We start from the raw sequence: 21,440 nt of genomic DNA, 5'->3' as shown, positions 1-21,440 counted from the left end.
TCCTTCAGGGGTTGCAGAGGTGATCGAGGCCGTCCGGGCCTCCTCCTGGTTCGCGCGCACGTCGTCGCTCACAGCTCCCCCATCCGCCGGATGACCGGAGCCACCCGCTGTACGCCGTGGCGGTACGCACCGCGGGCCGCTTCGCGCATCGTGTTGCGCACCACCCGCCGCAGCCCCGAGACCTGCGCCTCGTCCTCGGCCGAGGCCCCGGGGCGGGGCGAGCCGTCCGGCTCGAAGCCGTACCGGGCGAGCCGGCCGGGCAGATAGCCGGGCGCGGTGGTGGGGGTGTAGAAGGGGGCGAGCGGCGGGAGGGTCGGTGCGGCGGCCAGTTCGGCGACGCGGTCCCGCGCGGCGTCGAACCAGGTCTCGTACGGCCCGTCGGCGGCGACGCCCTGGCGGCTGAGCCACTCGGCGTTCGGCTCCGGCAGGTGCCCGGCGTCCAACTGGTCCCAGGAGGCGAGACAGCCGGAGCCGAGGAAGTGGTGGTTGCCGAGCGTCTCCCGCACCCCGAGGTCGGTGAGGACGGCGGTCGGTATGGAGCGGTGCAGGGACTCCAGGGCGGCCGTGGAGCTGACCGTGACCAGCAGGTCGGCGGTGTCCAGGACCTCGCCCATGTTCCCGTAGGCGAGCCGGAAGTTGGCGGGCAGATCGTCGCCGAACTTGGCGATCAGCTTCTGGTAGGGAAGCTCTTCGATATGCGTGGTGTGCTCGCCCGGCTTGCTGCGCAGCTTGACCACGACCTCGCGGTCCGGATGGCGGCGCGCGTGCTCCACCGCGCGGCGCAGCAGATAGGTGCGGTCGGCGCGGTTGTCCGGGACGGAGGGCTGGACGGCGAAGACGACCGTGCCGCCGGGGTACTTGCGCGCCAGCCGCGCCTTCGGGTCGTAGCGGTCGCCGCCGAGGAAGGGCAGCGCGCATTCGACGACGCTGTTCCCGTCGGCGCCGACGCCCGTGTAGACGTCGCGGAAACGGTCCGCGTCATGCCGGGAGTTGGCCAGCACCACATCGGCGCCGTGGCGCAGCAGCAGCCCGTCGGCCAGCTTCTCGTAGACGACACCGACGTAGCCGGTGACGACCACGGGGCGGCGCTCGTCGTCCTGCCAGGCGTGGCGCAGTCCGTGCAGCATGGCCTGGACGGCGCCGCCGACCAGGGAGAGCACGATCACGTCATAGCGCTCGCGGTCCACCGCCCGCACGAATTCCACGCCCGTGACCTCGCGCATCGCATCGGCGCGCACCCCGACCTCGGTGAGCTGCCGGGCGGTCGGCGTGGCGCGGCCGCGCAGCAGGAAGCCGTCGAGACGACGGCCCGAGGCTGAACCCGACTCGTCCGGTACGAGGCGATGCGCGGTGAGCGCGCCCCATTTCCACCGGGTGTCGGAGTCGGCGAGCACGGCGACTCGCACAGTGGGATTGGTACGTGAGGACACGTCGCAGACGCTAGGAAGCGTTGTCGATTCACGGCCCAACGCAAGAGCAACAAAGGGTTAACAGAACGTCGACGATTGGAGAATCGGCTGGCTGGAGCGGCGGGTTAACCGTTCCGACGTGTTTCGTTCACCTCTACGTACACCCTAGGTCAAGACGAATGCCGGACAGCGACCTAGCGTCACCCGCGTGGTTAAGCTCTCCGTCATCGTGCCGTTCTACAACGTGCAGACCTATGCCCCCGACACGCTCAGAAGTCTGCGCGCGAACGCGCGTGAGGACTTCGAATTCATTCTCGTCGACGACTGTGCCACCGACGGGACGCCGGAGATCCTGGAGCGCGCCGAACGCGACCTTCCCGGGGCCGTCTATGTACGGCACGAGAAGAACGGTGGGCTGGCCACCGCCCGGAACACCGGCCTGGACAAATCCACCGGCGAGTACATCACCTTCCTCGACGGCGACGACTGGCTCGCCCCCGGCTACTACGAGCAAATGCTCGCGGCGATGGAGGACCTGGGGTGCGACTTCGTCCGCACCGACCATGTCCAGTGCACCGCCCGGGCCCGCTCGATCACCCGGGTGCCGCACGGTCGTCGCAATGTGGTGATGAACCCGCGGGACGCGATCCTCCCGGCCGACCGCTCCACCTCCGTCGACTACCCGTATGCCTGGGCGGGCATGTACCACCGCCGCCTGGCCGACGAGGGGCTGCTGCACTTCACCCACGGGCTGCGCACCGCCGAGGACCGGCCCTGGATCTGGCGGCTGCACCGCGAGGCCCGCAGCTTCGCCGTCCTCGGTGTGCACGGAGTGTTCTACCGGCGAGGGGTCTCCTCCTCGCTCACCCAGATCGGCGATGTGCGGCAGCTCGACTTCATTCGCGCATTCGACCAGGTCATCGAGGAAACCGCGCGGGACCGCGACGCCGACGCCCTGCTGCCGAAAGCCGTCCGCACCTACTGCGCGATCATTTCCCATCACCTGGGCAACATCGAGAGATTCGAACCGCAAGTTGCCCGCAAACTCCGTTCCATGTCGGCGGCGGCGATGAAACGCATGCCCCAGGACGTATTGAAGGACGCACTGGATTCCATGGACTACGAGCGCGCCGCACGTCTGCGGCGAGTCAAGCGCCGGCCCGCCGGGGCGGAGGTGGCGGCCTGATGTCCGCCTACAAGCCGCTGGCGGAGCGCAAGCGCACCCAGATCTTTCTCGCCTCCACCCTCTACGGGGCGGCGACCCTCGCGGCCGCGATCGACGCGGACAGCGTCGGCCCGGCCGACCGCCGGCTGCTGCTGATCAGCAATAACGCCGCGACGCCGGAGACCACCCCGCCGGTCGACGACATGCCCGGCTTCGAGCGGCTGCGCGGCCGCTTCGACCGGGTGCTGTCCTGGAACGAGACGATCGCGCCGTTCCACCCCGGCGGCTGGGCCCCGCGCGTGGACGACGCCCCGCTGTGGGAGCGCCATCTGCGGCTGCTGTGGAACCTCGGCGACGACAACATCGAGCTGATCCTGGAGTCAATCCAGGTCAACCCGGCGATGGCGGTCGCCAATGTCTTCCAGGGCGCGCCCATCGACGTCTACGCGGACGGTCTGATGAGCTACGGCCCGACCCGCAACAAACTGGACCCGCTGATCGGCACCCGGATCCGCCGGCTGCTCCACCTGGACCTGGTGCCCGGTCTGCGGCCGCTGCTGCTCACCGAGTTCGGCGTCGAACCGGAGATCCTGCCGACCGAGGTGTTCACCAAGGTGCTCACCGAGATCGCCGACGCCGCCCCGCGCGGTGTCGTCTCCGCCAGCGAGCGGATCGCCGTCGGCAACGGCCCGGCGCTGATGCTCGGGCAGTATCTGTCCGCGCTGGACATCCTCACTCCGCAGGAGGAGGAAGAGCTGCATGTGCGGATGTTGCGCGGCGCCGTGGCGCTGGGCCACCGCACCGTCGTCTTCAAGCCGCACCCCACCGCCCCGGCCCGCTGGTCGCGGATGCTGGAGAAGAAGGCCGCGGAGCTGGGCGCGGAGCTGACCGTCATGGACACCCCGGTCCTGGCCGAGGTGCTGTACCAGCGGATGAGCCCGGCCCTGGTCATCGGCTGCTTCTCCACCGCGCTGCTCACCGCCGACGTCTTCTACGGACTGCCGGTGGCCCGGATCGGCACCGATACGCTGCTGGAGCGGCTCACCCCGTACCAGAACAGCAACCGCGTGCCGGTGACGATCGCGGACGCGCTGCTGCCCGACCTCGAGGACCACAAGGCGGTGGCCGCCGCCCAGCCGGTCGACGAGCGGGCGGGCAAGCGACTGGCCGGATTGATCACCGCGGTCGGCTTCTGCATGCAGGCCAAGATCTACCCGGAGCTGCGGCCCGTCGCCGAGCGCTATCTGGCCGCCCATCTGGACAACCAGACCTGGCGCTACTTCAAGAAGCGCCGGCTGACCGCGCTCGCCCTGCCCGGGGCCGTCCCCTCGCAGCTCGCCTTCATCCCGCGCAATGAGACGGTGCGCAAGGTCGCCCGCCGGGCCCGGGCCATCAAGCGGGCCGCCCTCAAGCGGACGGTCACCGGATGAGCGCGCCGCCCGCCCCCGACGCCGGTCCGATATCCACCGCGGCGGCGACGGCTCCCGCGCCGACGCCGCCGCGTGCCCCCGACACCGCTCCGGAGCGGTCCGCCGAGCGCACTGCCGAGCGATCCGCCGAGCGCACCGCGAAGGCGGCCGCACGCGGCGGCCATCCGGTGCGGCTGCGGGCGCTGGACGGGCTGCGGCTGCTCGCCGCGCTCATGGTGGCCGCGTACCACTACGGCGGCCGCGACGGTGAGATAGCCCAGGCGTGGGGCTCCTCGCCCCGCGCCCAGTTCCCCACCCTCTCCAGCACCTTCGCCTACGGCTGTCTGGGCGTCCAGATCTTCTTCGTCATCAGCGGCTTCGTCATCTGCATGAGCGGATGGGGACGGCCGCTGCGCTCCTTCTTCGCCTCGCGCGTCTCCCGCCTCTACCCCGCCTACTGGGTCGCGATCATCCTGGTGACCGCCGTCTTCGCGCTCCCCTGGGTCACCTACAAGGCGGTGTCGCCCAGCGACGCGCTGGTCAACCTCACCATGCTCCAGCAGCCGCTCGGGGTGGACCGGGTGCTGGGCGTGTGCTGGACCCTCTGGGCCGAGCTGCGGTTCTACGCCCTCTTCGCACTGTTCGTGGTGCTGCCGGGCGCGACCCGGCACCGGGTGGTGCTCTTCTGCGCCGTCTGGACGCTGGGCTCGGCCTTCGCCGAGGCCGCGAACCTGCCGCTGCTGGACGTCGTCCTGATGCCGGAGTACTCCTCGTACTTCATCGGCGGCATGGGCATCTATCTGCTCCACCGCTTCGGCCATGACGCCCTGTCCTGGGGCATCATCGGGATCAGCTTCCTGATCGGCCAGCACTACGCGATCCGCGACCTGTGGCACCCGGCCAACATCGACGCCTTCTCCTACCGCTCGGCCGCCGCCATCATCGGCGTCGTCGCCTTCGGCTATGTGGCGGTGACGCTGATCGCGCTGGGCAAGCTGAACTGGGCGAACTGGCGCTGGCTCACCGTGGCGGGCGCCCTGACCTACCCGTTCTACCTGGTCCATGAGCATCTGGGCTGGGTGGTCGTCTGGGTCCTCCACCAGAAGCTGGGCATCCCCTCCTACGGGACGTTCGCCCTGACCGTACTGGTGATGCTGGGCCTCGCCTGGCTGCTCTACCGCTTCGTCGAGCAGAAGCTCACCCCGGTGATCAAGCGCTCGCTGACCACGGTCCGGCTCTGAACGAGCGACCCGGAGCCGGTCCCGTGGTCAGAATTCGAGAACGATGCGGCCCCGTGTCCCACCGGCCTCCAGCAGCCGGTGGGCCTCGGCCGCCCGCGCGGCGGGCAGGGTGCGGGCCACCCTCAGGGTCAGAACACCGCTCTCGGCCTGGCGCCGCAGGGTGTCGAGCCGGGCGCGGTCGCCCGCGGCGAGGGGAGAGGGTCCCCGCTCGTCATGACGGCGACAGCAGCACCTGATCGATGACATGGCGCGCGTTGGCCGCCATCGTCGGGTTCGTCTCGCGGTAGTAAGGAAGCTGGATGAGCGCCATGCTCAGGGCCCAGCCCCGGCCCCGGGCCCAGGTGGCGTCGTCCACGCCCACGCCCACGCCGAGCGCGGTGCGGAAGTCATCCCGCACCGAAGCCGGGAGCAGATTCCAGGCCGGGATCAGATCGCAGGCCGGGTCGCCCACCCCGGCGGTCCCGAAGTCGATGACGGCGCTCAGCCGCCCGTCCGCGACCAGCAGATTGCCCGGCATCAGATCGGAGTGCACCCACACCGGTGGCCCGTCCCACCCGGGCGCCGCCAGCGCCTCCTCCCACGCCGCGGTTGCCGCCCCGGTGTCGATCGTGCCGCGCAACCGGCCGATCGCGGTCCGAGTCTCCTCGTCGACCTCCCGCAGCGGCCCGCCCCGGTAGGCGGGCGGCCCGTCCGCGGGCTCGATCCGGCGCAACGCGACGATGAACTCCGCGAGATCGACGGCGAGCCGCCCGGGCCGGGCGACCCGCCCCTCCCGCGGATTCTCCCCGCCGAGCCACCGATGGACCGTCCACGGCCAGGGGAAACCGTCCCCCGGCACGCCCTTGCCGAGCACCGCGGGAATGGGAACCGGCAACGCGGGCGCGAGCCGGGGCAGCCACCGGTGCTCCCGCTCCACGTCCCCGGCCCCACCCGCGATCCGCGGCAGCCGTACGGCGAGGTCGCCCCCGAGCCGGAACAGGGCATTGACGGTGCCCGACGAGGCGAACCGTTCGATGGGCAGCCCCGCCCACCGGGGGAACTGCGCGGCGAGCAGCCGCCGTACGAGAGCCACGTCGATGGGCTGTTCGTCGGCGTGCATCGTGCTCGCGCTCATCGGCACCGCCTTTCCTGAGTCGGGTGGGACACCACTACGCGCCAGGTGAGGTCCCGGCGGCAACTCAATTTGGCGTGGGGGCGTCATCCAGCCCCGCCGCGGGGAGGGGAAAATCCGCCCCTGGCCGAGCTCAGAGCCAGCGCGGGGCGTCGGCGCCCAGGCGGCCGGGGGGACGGGCCCAGTCCAGTGGTCCGTCCGGGGTAGCGATCGGCGAGCAGGCGTGCCGCAGAACTCCCTGTTCGGAGGCGGTCTCCGCCAGCCAGGGCGCCGGGTCATGGGCGGGGCCGCCACCCCGGGGCACAGGAGCGATCCCATGCAGAAGCCAGGACGCCGTGCCCGCCAGGGACAGCCGCAGATGCCGCCCGCCGCCCACCTCCTCCCGCTCCGTCAGCGCCCGCAACACCCCCGCCGCCAGCAGATAGCCCGTGCCGTGATCAAGCGCCTGCGCAGGCAGCACACCAGGATGGCCGTCAACATCGGCATCGACGTGCGCCTCGATCGCGGCGATCCCGGTCGCCGCCTGCACCAGGCTGTCGAAACCGCGCCGCCCGGCCCACGGCCCGGACCAGCCCCATGCGCACAACTGCGCGACGATCAGCCCGGGGTGGCGTTCCAGCAGGGCGTCCGGGGCGAGGCCGAAGCGGTCGAGCGCGCCGGGGCGGTAGCCGGTGACCACCACATCGGCGTCGGCGAGCAGCGCCTCGAAGGTCCGGCGGTCCTCGGACGCGCGGAGGTCGAGTGCGGCGGAGCGCTTGCCGAAGCCGGTGTCGGCGTGTGCGTCCGGGTCCTCGGGCAGCCCCGGGGAGTCGATACGCAGCACATCGGCGCCCAGCAGCGCCAGGGTGCGGGTGGCCACCGGTCCGGCGATGACCCGGGTCAGATCGAGCACACGCACACCACGCGCGGGCAGCGCCGCCTCCGGAAGCGGGTGCGGACGCGAGGCGCCCTCCCCAACCCGCCGGGACTCGACCAACGGCAGCCCGGCAAGCGGAATGTCGCTCTCGCCCGGCTCCGCCACGGCCACGGCCAGCCCACCCCCCGCGTAGACGGTCTCCTGGATCGCCCGGGCGGGCCGCGCCGCCAGCGCTGCCGCGAGTTCGTCCGGCCCGCTGTCGCCGGACAGGCCAAGGGCACTGAGCAGCCGGGCACGGTGGTGCGGATAGTTGGCGTGCGTACGGACCCAGCCATCGGCCGCGCGCCAGAAGCCGGACAGCGGAGCGAAGTTGGTGGGCTTCCGGCCGTCGATACGAAGGTGCCGTTCGCTGACGAACGCGGTGGCCACGGCCCCCTCGTCGACCCGTACCGCCGGAACGGCCCCGCCGGAGCGCCGCGCGCCCAGTTCGGCGGCGGCCAGCGAGCACACGCCCACGGTGGCGCGGGCCAGTTCGGCCACGGGCAGCCGGGCGGGCAGTCCCCCGCTCACCGCGCGGTATGCCACGTTCCCCAGCAGCGCCGGGTCGCCGCCGAGGGCGGTCCAGGCGTGGGCGGTGGCGGGGTCCGGAGGTGCGTCGCTGCTCGTCATGGGCTCATTGTGCGCCGCAGCCCGGGGGCGCCGTATGGCGAGTGCCCCGCCCCCTCCTCCTGGTCGGGGACGGAGAGGGCGGGCCGTGCAATCGGTGATGGGCCTACGCCGCGCCCGCCCGCCGGTAGAGGTCAAGGGCCTCATTGCCCAGCGTCGGGTGGTACTCATTGGTACCGGCACTGACGCTGATGTTGCCGATCAGATAGCCCCCGCCGCCCGAGAAGTCGGCGAGGAAGCCGCCACCGCTCGACCCTCCGGTCTGGACGCAGTCGATGCCCCACATCGTGGAGCCGGGGCGCCCCGCGTCGGGGAACTCATTGCCCTCGCAGTGGTTCAGCCGCTCGCCGTTGCCCTCGGCGGCCGAGCCTCCGTAGCCGAAGGAGTGGACATGGCGGCCGGTCTGCGAGTTGAAGGCGATGCCCTGCGCGCCCACGGTCTCGGCCAGGGTGCGGCCGTTCAACGTGCTCATGACGGCGAAGGCGTAGTCCCAGTTGGCGTTGGACCGCGTGGAGACGTACTGGGGCTCCCAGAACAGACTCCGGGCGGAGAACGTGCCGTAGGGGCGGTTGCCGTTGTTGTAGCCCGGGATGAAGACCCAGTTGCGGTAGCCCGTGCCGGTGGCCGCGTCCACGACGCAGTGGCCGGCGGTGAGTACGACGGACCGGTTGTCGCTGTTGGCGACGGTGGCCGAGCAGGCGAAGGTGCCGCCCGAGGCGTTCTGGAAGAAGACCTTGCCCGCCGTGGTGCTGATCAGCCCGCCGCCGGTCCAGGCGGTCGGGGACGTGGCCCGGGTCGAGGGCGCGGAGGTGGACGCGGCGGGACCCGGGAGCGGGGGCACGCTCACCCGCTCACCCGTCGTGGGCGGGGCGGTCGCGAGTTTCGCGGTGCGGGCGGCGGGCAGCGCGGTGACGTCCTGGGCGGCACGCAGCCGGTCCGTCGTCCAGAAGCGGACGGCGGCGCGCTGCCCCTCGGTGGAGACGGAGGTTCCGGCTCCACCGGCCGAGGGGGACGGGGCGGGGGCCGCGTGGGCGGCGGTTCCGGCGGTCCAGCTCAGGGTGGCGAGAGTGAGTGCGCTGAATAAGGTGGCGACACGTCTCATGCGGTGAGCTCCAAGTCCGTTGGAGGTGCCCGAGAGCGTCGGACAACGTTGTCTGACGCTGGTCGCCGGTAGAGTGCCACGACTGGTCCAGACCTGCCATGGTGTCGGGCGTCACAATTAGGGATCCCCCTAGCCCGAGCCGAACCCTCCGACGCCCGCCCCTTCCCGAAACGAGGGGCTCCGCCCCGGACCCCGCTCCTCAAACGCCGGAGGGGCTGAATTCACACCACCGGGACGGACAGACGTCCCGCACCACCGGACAGCCGTAGGAGGGAGCGGGGCCGCACCCAGCCCCCGCCAGCCGCCCCCGGGCTGAACGCCGGGCGGACAGGCGGTCCGGTGCCACCGGCGGACAGCCGCGAGACGGCGGGAGGGGGCGGGGTCGCAGGGGTGGTGTCCTGGACGCTTACGTGTATTTGTGGCGCCAATCCCCGGCCCACTCAACGCCCCCGGCCAATGGCGCCGTAAATATACGGTCCAGGGCGCCGCCCCGGAGGCCCCGCACCCGCCACCCACCACGAACAGCAGGCACACCACCCACACACCCGCACCCGCAAGCCGGACCCGCACCCACCACGCACCCGCCCCGGCCCGCCCCGGCCCGGCCCAACCGTGGGTGCCGCGACGCCCTGTTCAGTCGGCGGCGAAGTCCAGCAGCACCTTGCACGACCGGCTCCGGTCAGCCGCCTGGCCGAACGCCTCCACCGCCTCCCGCGCCGGCCGCACCCCGCTGATCAGCGCGTCGAACGACGGCTCAGCCGCCAACAGCCGCAACGCGTCGTCGAACTCGGCGTGGAAGCGGAGCGCGCCGCGCAGTTCGATCTCCCGGGCGACCAGGAGATTTCCGGCGAACGGGCTCTGCCCGGGCGGCAGCATGCCGAGCTGGACGACCACGCCTCCCCTCCGCACGCGGCGCAAACACGTGTCGAGCCCAGCCGCAACGCCCGACGCCTCGATCGCGACGTCCATCTCCTCGGAGGGCCAGTTGGGGTCGGCCGGATCGTCGGCCCGTACGCAGGCCGTCGCCCCGGCCGCCGCCGCGAACTCCAGGGCGCGGGGCAGCAGATCGGTCGCCGTGATGGTCGCCGCGCCTGCCGCGCGGGCCGCCGCGATGGTCAGGCAGCCGATCGGACCGGCGCCCGTGACCAGCACATGGCGGCCCTTCACCGCGCCCGCCCGCCGTACCGCGTGCAGCGCGACGGCCAGCGGTTCGGCGAGGGCGGCCCGGCGCGGCTCCAGCCCCTCGGGGAGGGCACGCAACTGCGCCGCCGGGACGGCGATCCGCGAGGCGAAGCCGCCCTGGACATGCGGGGTGCGCGCGGCGCTGCCCAGATAGCGGGTGTCGCGGCAGACGTTGGCGCGGCCGTCGGAGCACTCCGGGCACACCCCGCAGGGGGTGGCCGGGTGGATGGCGACCGGGGTGCCGACCGCGGGTCCGGTCGCGGGTCCGGTCGCGCCCTCGCCGTACGCCACGACCGTGCCGACGACCTCGTGCCCGAGCACCATCGGCTCCTGGAGCCGGAAGTCGCCCACCCCGCCGTGCCGGTGGTAGTGGAGATCCGATCCGCAGATCCCGCCGTACCGGATCGCCACGAGCGCCTGCCCCGGCGCCGGTTCCGGCTCGGGGAGTTCCTCGATCCGCAGATCACCCTGTCCGTGGATCACGCAGCCCAGCACCATCCGCCCAGCCTCCTCAAGTGGTTTCGCGGGGTTCACAGAACGCTCGTCATGCCGCCGTCTACGTACAGCACCTGTCCGCTGACGAAGTCCGCCGCCGGAGACGCGAGATAGAGCAGCGCGCCGACCAGGTCCTCGGTGCGGCCCCAGCGCCCGGCCGGGGTCCGTCCGCGCACCCAGGCGCTGAACTCCTCGTCCTCGACCAGCGGTCGGGTCAGCTCGGTCTCGATATAGCCGGGGCCGAGCCCGTTGACCTGGATGCCGTACCGGCCCCAGTCCGCGCACATGCCCTTGGTGAGCATCTTCAGCGCGCCCTTGGTCGCCGCGTAGGGGGCGATTCCGGGGCGGACCACCTCGCTCTGCAATGAGCAGATGTTGACGATCTTGCCGTGGCCGCGTGGGGTCATCCGCCGGGCGGTCTCCCGGCCCACCAGGAAGGCGCTGGTGAGGTTGGTGTCCAGGATCTGCCGCCAGGCATCGTCGGTGAACTCCAGCAGGGGCGCCCGGTTCTGCATCCCGGCGTTGTTGACGAGGATGTCGAGCGGGCCCACCCGCTCCTCCACATCGGTGATACCGGCGGCCACGGCCGGGCCGTCGGTGACGTCGAACGCGGCGGTGTGCACCCCCGCGTCGGCGCCGCCGAGTTCGGCCGCGGCCTTCTCGAGGGCTTGCTGATCGCGCCCGTTGAGCACCACCGTGCAGCCGGCCTCCACCAGACCGCGTGCGAGGGCGTGGCCGATGCCCCGGCTGGAGCCGGTGACCAGGGCGGTGCGGCCCGCGATGTCGAAGAGCGGATGTGTCGTCATTGCGTACGTACCCCTACCTTTGCTCAGCGCTAGATCACGAGTGACAGCAGCAGGACGAAGCCGAGCCCGACGACGGAGATGATCGACTCCATCACCGACCAGGTCCGCACCGTCTGCCCCACGCTCATCCCGAAGTACTCCTTGACCAGCCAGAATCCCGCGTCGTTGACATGGCTGAAGAAGAGCGACCCGGCGCCGATGGACAGCACCAGCAGCGCCACATGGGTGCTCGACATATCGGCGGCCAGCGGCGTCATCAGCCCGGCGGCCGAGATAGTGGCCACCGTCGCCGAGCCGGTGGCGAGGCGGATGGCGACCGCGATCAGCCAGGCGAGCAGCAGCGCGGAGACGTTCCAGTCCTGCGAGATGTCCATGATCATCTTGCCGACGCCGATATCGATCAGCGTCTGCTTGAAGCCGCCGCCCGCGGCGACGATCAGCAGCATTCCGGCGATCGGGGCGAGCGAGTGCTCGACGGTGGCGGAGATCCGGTCCCGGGTGAAGCCCGCGGCCCGGCCGAGGGTGAACATGCCCACGATCACCGCCGCCAGCAGCGCGATCAGGGGAGCGCCGATGACGTCGGCGACCCGCTGGACGGTGTTCTCCGGGTCGTCCACCACGATGTCGACCAGCGCCTTGATCAGCATCAGTACGACCGGGAGCAGCACGGTGAGCACGGTGACGCCGAACCCGGGACGCCGCTCCAGCTCCTCCGACGGCCGGGTGGGGATCAGCCGGTCCGGCGGGGTGACATGCACCCAGCGGTCGGCGACGCGCGAGAAGACGGGGCCCGCGATGATGGCGGTGGGCACGGCGATGAGGACGCCGAGCGCCAGGGTGATCCCCAGGTCGGCGTGGACCGCGTCGATCGCGGCGAGCGGGCCGGGGTGCGGCGGCACCAGGCCGTGCATCACGGACAGGCCCGCGAGCGCCGGGATGCCGATGCGCATCAGGGAGAAGTTGCCGCGCTTGGCGACCAGCAGCACCACCGGGATCATCAGCACCATGCCGACCTCGAAGAAGAGCGGCAGCCCGATGATCCCCGCGATCAGCACCATCGCCCAGGGCATCGTCCGGTTGCCGGCCCTGGCGAGGATCGTGTCGACGATCTGGTCGGCGCCCCCGGAGTCGGCGAGCAGCTTGCCGAGGATCGCGCCGAGCGCGATCAGCACGCCGACGCCCGCGACGGTCGACCCGAGTCCGGCCGAGAAGCTGGTGATGACCTTGTCGAGCGGGGCTCCGGCGACGGCGCCGAGCGCCAGTGAGCCGATCGTCAGCGACAGAAACGCGTGCAGCTTGGTCTGGGTGATGAGGAGGACGAGAACGGCTATGCCGACGAGGACGGCTATGCCGAGCTGTGCGTGACCTGCCGACGTGATCGGGTCGACGGTGTCCGCTGCCAGCATCTCGACGCTGAGTCTGGTCACGGGGGTTCCTAACCTGCGTTACTGGTGTTCGAGCCGCCGCAGTTCGGCGGCGGCCCGCTCGGTGATGAGCTCGGGTTCCGGGCCGACGTCCACGGCGACGCCGTACTCGTCCGGCTGCAACGGTTCGAGCGTGGCGAGCTGGGAGTCGAGCAGTTCGCCGGAGAAGAAGTGGCCCTTGCGCTCCTTCATCCGCTCGGCGATCAGCTCGCGGTCGCCGGTCAGATGGAGGAAGACGATGCCGGGCGCGGCGGACCGCAGCCGGTCGCGGTACTTCCGCTTGAGCGCGGAGCAGCTCACCACGCCCCCGCCTTCGGCGTGGTCATGGGCCCACGCACCTATCGCGTCCAGCCAGGGGCGCCGGTCGTCGTCGTCCAGCGGGGTCCCGGCCGACATCTTGGCGATGTTGGCCGGCGGGTGGAAGTCGTCGGCCTCGGCATACGGGACGCCGAGCTCCTCCGCCAGCAGGGGGCCGACCGTGGTCTTGCCCGTTCCGGACACTCCCATGACCACGACAACCTGGGGGGCGTGCATTGTGTGAAACCTCGCTGTCTTCTTCGACCTCGGCGCCGGGGACACTCAACCCCACAGATACGACGTATTCAAGAGTCCGTGACTTAAAAGTCATACTTATTTGAGGGGTGGCCGGCCGCGTAGGCTGAGCGCATGGACGAACAGGGGCCCCAGGGCCGTGGTCAGAGGCCCAGGCCCCAAGGGCTGCACGACCGGCTCCTGGAGTCCCTCGGCCCCGCGATCACGGGGGGCGACTATCCGCCGGGCACCGTTCTGCGCACCGATGAGCTGGAGCGGCGCTACGACGTCTCGCGCACGGTGGTCCGGGAGGCGGTGCGGGTCCTGGAGTCCATGCACCTGGTGGAGTCCCGTCGCCGGGTCGGGGTGACGGTGCGCCCCACCGAGGAGTGGGACGTCTTCGACCCCCAGATCATCCGCTGGCGCCTGGCCGGCCCCGACCGCCCCCGCCAGCTCCGCTCCCTCACCGCCCTCCGCTCGGCCATCGAACCCGCCGCCGCCGCGCTGGCCGCCGAGCACGCCACGCCGGAGCAGTGCGCCGAACTCACCGAGCACGCCCTCAACATGGTCGCCACCTCACGCGGCCAGCAGTTGCCCGCGTACCTGATCCACGACGTCGCCTTCCACCGCGTGATCCTGCGCGCCTCGGGCAACGAGATGTTCGCCCGCCTGGGCGACGTCGTCGCCGAGGTCCTGACCGGCCGCACCGAGCACCGCATCATGTTCACCGACCCCGACCCGGAGGCGGTCACCCTCCACGTCCGCGTGGCCGAAGCGGTCCGCGCGGGCAACGCGGAGGCGGCGGAGCGCTATACGCGGGAGATCACGGTGGGGGCTCTGCGAGAGCTGGACATCCTGGCGCCCTGAGCGCCCTGAGCGCCCTGAGGGCTCCGAGGGCTCCGAGGGCCTCCAAGTCGCCATGCCTGGCCGCTTTCTGGGGAACAGTCCGCACCGGCCGGGTGTCGGGTGCGGGTTTCGTTTCGCGCCTTCGGCGCCTTTGAGCAGCGGGGCAGGGGTGGGGGCGCGGGCCTCGCCGCCGGGCGCCGGGGCGGTTCGGGTGGGCGCCGGGGGCGGCTTCCGCCCTCGGCGGTCAAGCGCCCCTCCGGACTGCGGGTGGGGGTCCGGGTACCCCTGTAAAAACGCTTGATATAGCGCAACTAATACATCAAGCGATTTCAGGAGGGGTCCCCCCTGCTGTCCGGCAGCGGCCTCAGCCACCGGCCAGGGGCGCCGCCACCGGCGCCCACCCCCACCAGCCCGCCGTTCGGCGACGCGGCCCGCGCCCCCAACCCCCCTGCCCCGCTGCTCAATTGCGCCGAAGGCGCGAGACGAAAGCCGCACCCGGCCGAGCCGCGCAGGCCGGACGGGACACCCGACCCCGGCAGTCGACCTGGCGGGCCGCCGCGTCACTTCAGATGCCGGTCGACAAACCGCTCGAAGGCTCGGGCGGCCGTGCTCGGGGTTCGGTTGTCGGGGATGGCCAGGGAGATCGACCAGTCGAGCTCGGCGCCGGTGATGGGCAGCGTGGTGAGATCGCCATGCGGCCCGACGACGCCACGGGGCAGCAGAGCGATGCCCAGCCCGTGACGGACGAAATCGGCACCGGCCGTGATGTCGGTGATCTCGATGGCGACATGACAGTGGAGCCTCGCGGCGGTGAACGCGCGATCGGTCACGGCACGGTTGCCGTAGCCGGGCGGACCTGAGCGCCCACGTTCCCGCGCCGTTCGTCGCGACGGTGCTGGACTATTGGGCCCAGTTGTCCGACCGGCGGATCGAGGCAACGTCACACCGACGGCTGGACCGACGGCCGGTGCTCGTACCACCGCTGGTCGGCCTCGAGCTGGGCCGCCAGCGAGATCAGCACGGGCTCACTGTTGGCCGGGCCGAGGAACTGGGCGCCCAACGGCAGCGTGCGCCCGGGGTCGGCGAACCCGGCCGGGACGTTCAGCGCGGGCCACCCCAGCACATTCCACGGCCAGGCGTACGGACACGCCGCGATCATGGCCCGATCGGTCTGCCACCCCGACAGCCCGGCCATGGCGCCGATCCGCAGCGGGGGCGTGGCCGTCGTCGGGGCGAGGACGACGTCGAAGCGCTGGAAGATCGCACCGACCTGGCGCCGCAGCGGCCCCTCGTACGACCGCGCCCACCGCAGCGCGGCGCCGCCCAGCAGCCGGCCGTTGCGGGCGGCGTGGCGGGTGCGGATGTCGAGCAGCAGCGGATCGGGGACACGGCCGGACCATTCGAAGAGCCCGGCCGTGGCGCGCGGCAGAAAGGAGAAGCCCACGAGCCCGTAGCGCGGCTCGGCCTCCACGACCTCATGGCCGAGGGCCGCCAGCCGCTCGGCGAGCCGGACGACCGAGGCCCGCACGGCCGGGTCCAGCCTCTTGGGGGTGCCGGTGAAGGCCGTCTTGAAGGAGAGGGCGATCCGCAGCCGCCCCGGGTCGCGGCCCACCGCGGACAGCACATCCACCGGCTCCGGGCAGTGCAGATCCCCCTCGCGGTTGCCGCTCACGGCGTCCAGCAGCAGCGCGGCGTCGGCGACCGTACGGGCGAGCGGGCCGTTGCAGGTGATGCCGTTGAAGGACTCGGCGTCCGGCCAGGTGGAGATCCGGCCGCGCTGGGGCTTGATACCGATCAGATGCGTCCAGGCGGCGGGGATACGGACCGAGCCCGCGCCGTCGGAGCCGAGCGCGGCGGGGACCAGCCCGGCGGCGACGGCGGCCGCGGCGCCGCCGGACGAACCGCCGGGGGTGTGCTCCGGGTTCCAGGGGTTGCGGGTGTCGCCGAAGGCGGGGCCCTCGGTGAACGGCCACTGGCCCAGCTCGGGGGTGTTGGTCTTGCCGACGATCACGGCCCCGGCCGCCCTCAGCCGCCGCACCGCCTCGCCGTCCGCGACCTTGGCCGGGAAGTCGCCGCAGCAGCCGAACGCGGTGGGCTCGCCCGCCACATCCGTATCGTCCTTGACCGCGAGCGGCACCCCGAGCAGCGGCAGCCGCTCCCCCGCCGCCAGCCGCCGGTCGGCCTCGGCGGCCTCGCGCAGGGCGGCCTCGGCGCGGACGCGGCGGAAGGCGTTCAGGGTGGGCTGGGTCTCGGCGATGCGCTCGAGCGCCTGCTCGACCAGCGCATGGGAGGTCACCTCGCCTCCGGCCAGGGCGCGGATCTGCTCGCCCAGACCCTTGGGAATGACGCTGGTCACCGTGGTCCTCCTCGGGTGAGTTCGGCCACTTCCCCTTTACCCCTGGCGGCTGCTCCGCGCACCCTGGGCAACGGTGATGACCCGTTTCATCACTTTCATCACGATCATCGCTGAGCACAGAGGACACCCGCATGACCGACATCGCGGCGCGCCGCACCGGCCTCCACTCCCGCACCGGAGGCCCCTCCGACGGCGAGGATCACCTGTTGGAGCATCTGCTCGGCTGGTCGCTGGTCGTCGTCCTCGCCTTGCTCACCACCCAGCTCGGACTGTTTTAGACGTACTCGGCCCGGACGCGGCCCCGGGGGCCCAGCCGACGAATCGCACCTCCGGGTAGCGGGCCGACGGCCCGTCCAGCAGCCCCGCGTCATCGCGGTGGCGCAGCTCTCGGTCGAAGAACGCCGGGATGTACGCGCGCTGGACCGCCACCGCCCGCTGCGGGGCGACCGTGCCGATCGCGTCGGTCACCAGCTTCTCCGGCAGGCCGAGTCGCGCGGCGATCGGCGGCAGCATCGACGTGGCGTCGGTGTAGGTCGCATGGGCCGAACCGAGCAGCGTCAGATCGAGGCGCGGGCCCGAGCTGTGCTCCCACAGCGCACCCCACGACGGCACGGTGTGGTGATCGTTTCCGTCCATACCCATGGTCAGCACGGGACGGTCCACCCCGTCCGCGGCGACCGTGGAGAGGGGGCCGGGATCCTGGTCCTCCTCGACATAGGCCAGCACTCCGTCCAGATTCGCGGCCGCCGCGATCCTCCGGTCGTCATGCATCGCCTGAAGGGCCGCGAAACCGCCCGCCGACTGCCCGAACGCGCCGATGGCGGACCGGTCGAGCGGCATCGGGGCGAGCGCCTCCAGCCGGTCGAGGACGAAGCGGAGATCCGCCACCCGCACCGCACAGGTCTTCCGCAGCAGCTCGACGACCGTGCCCTCCCGCTTGGCCCGTACGTACTCCTCCGGCAGCCTGCTGGTCTCGACCCGGCCGTCCGGGAACTCGACCGCCGACCCGTCATAGGTGTGGTCGACACAGATCACGACATAGCCGCGCGAGGCCAGCTCATCGGTGAGCGTGGTGCCCAGCGAACGGGGGTCGCCGACGCCGGGCGAGTAGAGCACCACCGGCCACCCAGCGCCCCGGCGCGCCCGCGCGGGCGGGGCCCCCTGGTGCGCGAAGGTGCGCGTCGCCGCCCAGTCGACGCGGCCCTGCGGCACGCCCCCGAAGTTGTTCAGCCGGTCGAAACCGGCCGCCTCGCCCGGCAGCAGTTGCGCGGCGCGCGGATACCGCTCGACGTCCCGGGCCGGGTAGCGGACGCTGACCATCAGCTCGCGCGACGGCCGGGAGGCGACCCAGGGGTCGGGCCGGTCCTGATCGACGAGGCGATGGGAGACGGTGCCCACGGGGTACGGCCCGGTGGGCGCGGGCAGCGCCAGCCGCACCCGCCGCGCGGCGGCTCGCGCGGCGGCCGGGGCCGCGACCGCCTTCGGCTGCGCGATACCCACGCCCAAGGCGGCGAGGGCGGCGGCGGCGAGGAGTGCCCGGCGGCGGGGGCCGGAGTGGGAAGTAGGTGTGGTCATACCGAAGAGCGTTCCTTGTCCGGCCGTACGCCACCATCAGGCCGCCCACCGTCTCAGGAGTGGGGTTGCCCCCAGCTCCCGTACATCACATTGAACCGCGCCGTATGTCATAGTGGACCGTATGACGAACGACGCCGCGGCCTGGCTGGACTCCGCCGCCATCGACCCAGCCGTGCACGCCCTGCGCCCCGACTACCGGGCGCTGCTCATCACCGCCGAGGGGCTGCGCCCCGGGCCGAGCGACGAGCTGAGCGAGCGACTGCTGGCCGACGCCGAGCAGGCGGCGCGGGAGCGGTTCGGGGACGGCCCGGTGGAGGAGCATCCGCACCTGGCCGCCTGGCGCGAGGCGTTCCGCGCCTTCGGCGCGAAGCCCCAGCGCACCCGCCCCAGCGCGGAGGCGCTGCTACGGCGGGCGCCCGCCGGGCTGCCCCGGGTGGACCGGCTGACCGACATCTACAACGCGATCTCGGTCGCGCATGTGATCCCCCTGGGCGGCGAGGACCTGGACCACTACGTGGGCGCGGCCCGTCTCGTACGCGCCGAGGGCGACGAGACCTTCGAGACAACGGCCGGTGGCGAGCCGGTGCTGGAGCACCCGGCCCCCGGCGAGGTCGTATGGCGCGACGAGGCAGGCGTCACCTGCCGCCGCTGGAACTGGCGCCAATGCACCCGGACCCGCCTCACCCATGCCACTACCCGGGCGATGTTCGTGCTGGACGCGCTGGGCCCGATGGACGACACGGCCCTGAAGGCAGCCGGTGACCAACTGATGGAGGCCCTGACGACCGTCGGCCCGGGGGTGAGGCTCGCCTCCAGGCTGGTGAGCGCGCCGTAGCGAGACCGCGCAGGCCCGGCGGATCTTTCCCCTACCCGCCCCTTCCCGCAGCATCGATTTGCGGCTCCGCCGCGTGGTGGGGCTCTGCCCCGGACCCCGGGGGCCGGGGCAGAGCCCCGGACACCCCCAGCACGCCGGCACGTCGGGATGACGGGCCCAGGCGCTGGGCCAGCCTCGCCCGGGGTCTGGGGCGGAGCCCCAGTTTCGGGAGGCGGCGGGGAGGCGAGCACCCTGCCCGCCCGTGCCCGTTGCCAGGGCGACGCGCCCGGACCCCGAGGGCCCGGGCGGGGACCAGCCCGCCCGACCGTGCCGCTGCCAAGGGCTTGGCCCGGACCCCGGAGCTGGGGCGGAGCCCCGGACGCCCCCCGCTCGCTGGCACGCCAGGATGACGGAGCCCGGGGTCTGGGGCGGAGCCCCGCCACGCGGCGGAGCCGCAAATCGATGCTGCGGGGAGGGGAACAGCCGTCGCGGGCTAGAACAGCGACTGCTGCCCCGGCGTCGGCGGCTCGTCGTTCCCGAAGAGCTTCGGCGGAGCAGCGAGCAGCGGCGCGATGCGCCGCGAGCCGGGGCAGGAGATCAGTTCGAGGGCGGAGCGCCGCCCCGGCGGGTCGTGGCGGGCGAAGCGCCCGCCGACGACCGCGATCTCACGGGTGCAGACCGGGCAGGCGCGGCGGGGTGACGACGACATGGGTCCAGTGTTACCCAACCCCCTGACAACCCGCCCCGAGCGGGTCCGGCCGGCTCAGAACGCGTCCACCGGCTTGTACGTCCCCCACACCTCCCGCAACGCGTCGCACACCTCGCCCAGCGTGGCCCGCGCGGCGAGCGCGTCCTTCATCGGGTACAGCACATTCGCCGTGCCCGGCTCGCTCTCGGCGGCCTTCCGCAGGGACGACAGGGCCGCGCTCACCGCCGAGCGGTCGCGTTCGGCGCGCAGCCGGGTGAGCCGGTCGCGCTGGCGGGTCTCGATCTCCGGGTCGACGCGCAGCGGCTCGTACGGCGCCTCCTCATCCAGTTGGAAGCGGTTGACGCCGACCACCACCCGTGTCCCCGCGTCCGTCTCCCGGGCGATCCGGTAGGCGCTGCGCTCGATCTCCTCCTTCTGGAAGTTCCGCTCGATGGCGGCCACCGCGCCGCCCAGGTCCTCGACCCGCCGCATCAGGTCGACGGCCGCCGCCTCGACCGCGTCGGTCAGCGACTCGACGGCGTAGGAGCCCGCGAAGGGGTCCACGGTCGCCGTCACATCGGTCTCGTACGCCAGCACCTGCTGGGTGCGCAGCGCCAGCCGGGCGGAGGTGCCGGTCGGGAGCGCGATGGCCTCGTCGAAGGCGTTGGTGTGCAGCGACTGGGTGCCGCCGAGCACGGCGGCCAGGCCCTGCACGGCCACCCGTACGAGGTTCACCTCGGGCTGCTGCGCGGTGAGTTGGACCCCCGCGGTCTGCGTGTGGAAGCGCAGCATCTGGGACTTCGGATCACGCGCGCCGAACTCCTCCCGCATCACCCGCGCCCAGATCCGCCGCGCGGCACGGAACTTGGCGACCTCCTCCAGCAGCGTGGTGCGGGAGACGAAGAAGAAGGAGAGCCGGGGTGCGAAGTCGTCGATGTCCATTCCCGCCGCGACGGCCGTACGGACGTACTCGATGCCGTCGGCCAGAGTGAAGGCGATCTCCTGCGCGGGCGAGGCCCCGGCCTCCGCCATGTGGTAGCCGGAGATCGAGATGGTGTTCCACTTCGGCAACTCGGCCTTGCAGTATTTGAAGATGTCGGCGACCAGCCGCAGCGAGGGCCCGGGCGGAAAGATGTACGTGCCGCGGGCGATGTACTCCTTGAGGATGTCGTTCTGGATGGTGCCGGTCAGCCGGCTCCCGGCCACGCCCTGCTCCTCGGCCACGAGTTGGTAGAGGAGCAGCAGCAGGGCCGCGGGCGCGTTGATGGTCATGGAGGTCGAGACCCGGTCCAGCGGAATGCCGCCCAGCAGCACCCGCATGTCCTCGACCGAGTCGATGGCCACGCCCACCTTGCCGACCTCGCCGTGCGCGAGGGGGGCGTCGGAGTCGTAGCCCATCTGGGTCGGCAGGTCGAAGGCCACCGACAGGCCGGTGGTGCCGTGCTCGATCAACTGCCGGTAGCGGGCGTTGGACTCGGCGGCGGTGCCGAACCCCGCGTACTGCCGCATCGTCCAGGGGCGGCCGGTGTACATCGTCGGATAGACCCCGCGGGTGAAGGGGTACTCCCCCGGCTCGCCCAGCCGCCCGGCCGGATCCCAGCCGCTGAGCGCGCCGGGCCCGTACACCGGCTCGACGGGGAATCCCGACTCCGACTCGCGCGCCATGGGTCCACGCCTCCTGGTGGCTGATACCGGGCGTTCTCCCGGTACGGGGCCTTGTTCACAGCATGCGTCGATGTTCGCCCCCTGGCAGCTTCGGGAAGC

Annotated in this window: 19 protein-coding genes and 1 pseudogene; 6 read left to right on the top strand and 14 right to left on the bottom strand. The window is 72.2% G+C overall.

Annotated elements, in window-relative coordinates:
* Window positions 1-68: 68 nt before the first annotated feature.
* Window positions 69-1,394 (bottom strand): DUF6716 putative glycosyltransferase, encoded by a 1,326-nt coding sequence (locus tag ACK1X7_RS29380; protein WP_385117979.1) that lies wholly within the window; start codon window positions 1,392-1,394, stop codon window positions 69-71.
* A gap of 223 nt (window positions 1,395-1,617) precedes the next feature.
* Between ACK1X7_RS29380 and ACK1X7_RS29375 the strand changes: the two genes are divergently transcribed.
* Genes ACK1X7_RS29375 through ACK1X7_RS29365 form a run of 3 tightly spaced genes read left to right on the top strand, consistent with a single transcriptional unit; the run spans window position 1,618 to window position 5,224 of the window.
* A complete protein-coding gene (locus ACK1X7_RS29375; RefSeq protein ID WP_385147346.1) occupies window positions 1,618-2,595 on the top strand; it encodes a glycosyltransferase family 2 protein in 978 nt (325 codons plus the stop codon).
* On the top strand, window positions 2,595-4,004 hold the full coding sequence (locus ACK1X7_RS29370; RefSeq protein WP_385147349.1) for a polysialyltransferase family glycosyltransferase: 1,410 nt from the start codon (window positions 2,595-2,597) through the stop codon (window positions 4,002-4,004). Before ACK1X7_RS29375 ends, ACK1X7_RS29370 begins: the two co-directional genes overlap by 1 nt.
* The gene (locus ACK1X7_RS29365; RefSeq protein ID WP_385147352.1) at window positions 4,001-5,224 is read left to right on the top strand and encodes an acyltransferase family protein; all 1,224 of its coding nucleotides are present in this window, start codon (window positions 4,001-4,003) and stop codon (window positions 5,222-5,224) included. Before ACK1X7_RS29370 ends, ACK1X7_RS29365 begins: the two co-directional genes overlap by 4 nt.
* A 27-nt stretch (window positions 5,225-5,251) precedes the next feature.
* Here ACK1X7_RS29365 and ACK1X7_RS29360 read toward each other — a convergent pair.
* From ACK1X7_RS29360 to ACK1X7_RS29325, 8 genes and pseudogenes are all read right to left on the bottom strand, one after another.
* Window positions 5,252-5,407, bottom strand: a pseudogene (locus tag ACK1X7_RS29360) (zinc-binding dehydrogenase); the annotation flags it as partial.
* 28 nt (window positions 5,408-5,435) lie between these two features.
* Window positions 5,436-6,338, bottom strand: a complete 903-nt coding sequence (locus tag ACK1X7_RS29355; protein WP_385147355.1) for an aminoglycoside phosphotransferase family protein — start codon at window positions 6,336-6,338, stop codon at window positions 5,436-5,438.
* Window positions 6,339-6,468: 130 nt separating this feature from the next.
* The gene (locus ACK1X7_RS29350; RefSeq protein ID WP_413115847.1) at window positions 6,469-7,860 is read right to left on the bottom strand and encodes a CoA transferase; all 1,392 of its coding nucleotides are present in this window, start codon (window positions 7,858-7,860) and stop codon (window positions 6,469-6,471) included.
* A 103-nt stretch (window positions 7,861-7,963) separates the two neighbouring features.
* Window positions 7,964-8,959, bottom strand: coding sequence for a trypsin-like serine peptidase (locus ACK1X7_RS29345; protein ID WP_413115846.1), 996 nt, complete (start codon window positions 8,957-8,959; stop codon window positions 7,964-7,966).
* A 633-nt stretch (window positions 8,960-9,592) separates the two neighbouring features.
* Window positions 9,593-10,639 carry an L-idonate 5-dehydrogenase gene (locus ACK1X7_RS29340; protein ID WP_385155804.1) on the bottom strand — a complete coding sequence of 349 codons (1,047 nt, stop codon included), beginning with the start codon at window positions 10,637-10,639 and terminating at the stop codon, window positions 9,593-9,595.
* A 32-nt stretch (window positions 10,640-10,671) separates the two neighbouring features.
* Entirely contained in the window at window positions 10,672-11,442 is a 771-nt protein-coding gene (locus ACK1X7_RS29335; RefSeq protein WP_385155801.1) for an SDR family oxidoreductase, read from the bottom strand.
* Between the two features lie 29 nt (window positions 11,443-11,471).
* Complete coding sequence (locus tag ACK1X7_RS29330; protein WP_390793049.1) at window positions 11,472-12,869, bottom strand: gluconate:H+ symporter; 1,398 nt, start codon at window positions 12,867-12,869, stop codon at window positions 11,472-11,474.
* 18 nt (window positions 12,870-12,887) lie between these two features.
* Window positions 12,888-13,400: a gluconokinase gene (locus tag ACK1X7_RS29325; RefSeq protein WP_385155795.1), complete on the bottom strand. Its 513-nt coding sequence runs from the start codon at window positions 13,398-13,400 to the stop codon at window positions 12,888-12,890.
* Between the two features lie 132 nt (window positions 13,401-13,532).
* Between ACK1X7_RS29325 and ACK1X7_RS29320 the strand changes: the two genes are divergently transcribed.
* A complete protein-coding gene (locus ACK1X7_RS29320) occupies window positions 13,533-14,264 on the top strand; it encodes a FadR/GntR family transcriptional regulator (RefSeq protein ID WP_385155792.1) in 732 nt (243 codons plus the stop codon).
* Window positions 14,265-14,803: 539 nt separating this feature from the next.
* On the opposite strand, the gene ACK1X7_RS29315 is transcribed toward ACK1X7_RS29320, so the two are convergent.
* Together ACK1X7_RS29315 and ACK1X7_RS29310 are read right to left on the bottom strand one after the other, a co-directional pair.
* Window positions 14,804-15,073 (bottom strand): LysR substrate-binding domain-containing protein, encoded by a 270-nt coding sequence (locus tag ACK1X7_RS29315; RefSeq protein ID WP_385155789.1) that lies wholly within the window; start codon window positions 15,071-15,073, stop codon window positions 14,804-14,806.
* A 110-nt stretch (window positions 15,074-15,183) separates the two neighbouring features.
* A complete protein-coding gene (locus ACK1X7_RS29310; RefSeq protein ID WP_385155786.1) occupies window positions 15,184-16,599 on the bottom strand; it encodes an amidase in 1,416 nt (471 codons plus the stop codon).
* 131 nt (window positions 16,600-16,730) lie between these two features.
* Between ACK1X7_RS29310 and ACK1X7_RS29305 the strand changes: the two genes are divergently transcribed.
* A complete protein-coding gene (locus tag ACK1X7_RS29305; RefSeq protein ID WP_014061368.1) occupies window positions 16,731-16,877 on the top strand; it encodes an SCO1431 family membrane protein in 147 nt (48 codons plus the stop codon).
* Here the strand turns inward: ACK1X7_RS29305 and ACK1X7_RS29300 are convergent.
* Complete coding sequence (locus tag ACK1X7_RS29300; RefSeq protein ID WP_413115845.1) at window positions 16,852-18,174, bottom strand: alpha/beta hydrolase family protein; 1,323 nt, start codon at window positions 18,172-18,174, stop codon at window positions 16,852-16,854. The genes ACK1X7_RS29305 and ACK1X7_RS29300 overlap by 26 nt on opposite strands.
* Before the next feature lie 121 nt (window positions 18,175-18,295).
* On the opposite strand from ACK1X7_RS29300, the gene ACK1X7_RS29295 reads away from it, so the two are divergent.
* Complete coding sequence (locus tag ACK1X7_RS29295) at window positions 18,296-19,009, top strand: B3/B4 domain-containing protein (protein WP_390793052.1); 714 nt, start codon at window positions 18,296-18,298, stop codon at window positions 19,007-19,009.
* Between the two features lie 472 nt (window positions 19,010-19,481).
* On the opposite strand, the gene ACK1X7_RS29290 is transcribed toward ACK1X7_RS29295, so the two are convergent.
* Complete coding sequence (locus ACK1X7_RS29290; RefSeq protein ID WP_385141963.1) at window positions 19,482-19,697, bottom strand: hypothetical protein; 216 nt, start codon at window positions 19,695-19,697, stop codon at window positions 19,482-19,484.
* Window positions 19,698-19,751: 54 nt separating this feature from the next.
* Window positions 19,752-21,341, bottom strand: coding sequence for an acyl-CoA mutase large subunit family protein (locus ACK1X7_RS29285; RefSeq protein ID WP_390793053.1), 1,590 nt, complete (start codon window positions 21,339-21,341; stop codon window positions 19,752-19,754).
* Window positions 21,342-21,440 lie beyond the last annotated feature (99 nt).

This window comes from Streptomyces sp. CY-1, from assembly GCF_047218265.1.
GTDB lineage: Bacteria > Actinomycetota > Actinomycetes > Streptomycetales > Streptomycetaceae > Streptomyces > Streptomyces niphimycinicus.
Note: the sequence above shows the minus strand (reverse complement) of the source record. Positions and strands in the feature narration are given on the sequence as shown.

Excerpts from the sequence above, each read along its gene's own strand:
- ACK1X7_RS29370 (WP_385147349.1), top strand. The coding sequence starts at position 2,595 with ATGTCCGCCTACAAGCCGCTGGCGGAGCGCAAGCGCACCCAGATCTTT.
- ACK1X7_RS29365 (WP_385147352.1), top strand. The coding sequence starts at position 4,001 with ATGAGCGCGCCGCCCGCCCCCGACGCCGGTCCGATATCCACCGCGGCG.
- ACK1X7_RS29355 (WP_385147355.1), bottom strand. The coding sequence starts at position 6,338 with ATGAGCGCGAGCACGATGCACGCCGACGAACAGCCCATCGACGTGGCT.
- ACK1X7_RS29350 (WP_413115847.1), bottom strand. The coding sequence starts at position 7,860 with ATGACGAGCAGCGACGCACCTCCGGACCCCGCCACCGCCCACGCCTGG.
- ACK1X7_RS29345 (WP_413115846.1), bottom strand. The coding sequence starts at position 8,959 with ATGAGACGTGTCGCCACCTTATTCAGCGCACTCACTCTCGCCACCCTG.
- ACK1X7_RS29340 (WP_385155804.1), bottom strand. The coding sequence starts at position 10,639 with ATGGTGCTGGGCTGCGTGATCCACGGACAGGGTGATCTGCGGATCGAG.
- ACK1X7_RS29335 (WP_385155801.1), bottom strand. The coding sequence starts at position 11,442 with ATGACGACACATCCGCTCTTCGACATCGCGGGCCGCACCGCCCTGGTC.
- ACK1X7_RS29325 (WP_385155795.1), bottom strand. The coding sequence starts at position 13,400 with ATGCACGCCCCCCAGGTTGTCGTGGTCATGGGAGTGTCCGGAACGGGC.
- ACK1X7_RS29320 (WP_385155792.1), top strand. The coding sequence starts at position 13,533 with ATGGACGAACAGGGGCCCCAGGGCCGTGGTCAGAGGCCCAGGCCCCAA.
- ACK1X7_RS29305 (WP_014061368.1), top strand. The coding sequence starts at position 16,731 with ATGACCGACATCGCGGCGCGCCGCACCGGCCTCCACTCCCGCACCGGA.
- ACK1X7_RS29300 (WP_413115845.1), bottom strand. The coding sequence starts at position 18,174 with ATGACCACACCTACTTCCCACTCCGGCCCCCGCCGCCGGGCACTCCTC.
- ACK1X7_RS29295 (WP_390793052.1), top strand. The coding sequence starts at position 18,296 with ATGACGAACGACGCCGCGGCCTGGCTGGACTCCGCCGCCATCGACCCA.
- ACK1X7_RS29290 (WP_385141963.1), bottom strand. The coding sequence starts at position 19,697 with ATGTCGTCGTCACCCCGCCGCGCCTGCCCGGTCTGCACCCGTGAGATC.
- ACK1X7_RS29285 (WP_390793053.1), bottom strand. The coding sequence starts at position 21,341 with ATGGCGCGCGAGTCGGAGTCGGGATTCCCCGTCGAGCCGGTGTACGGG.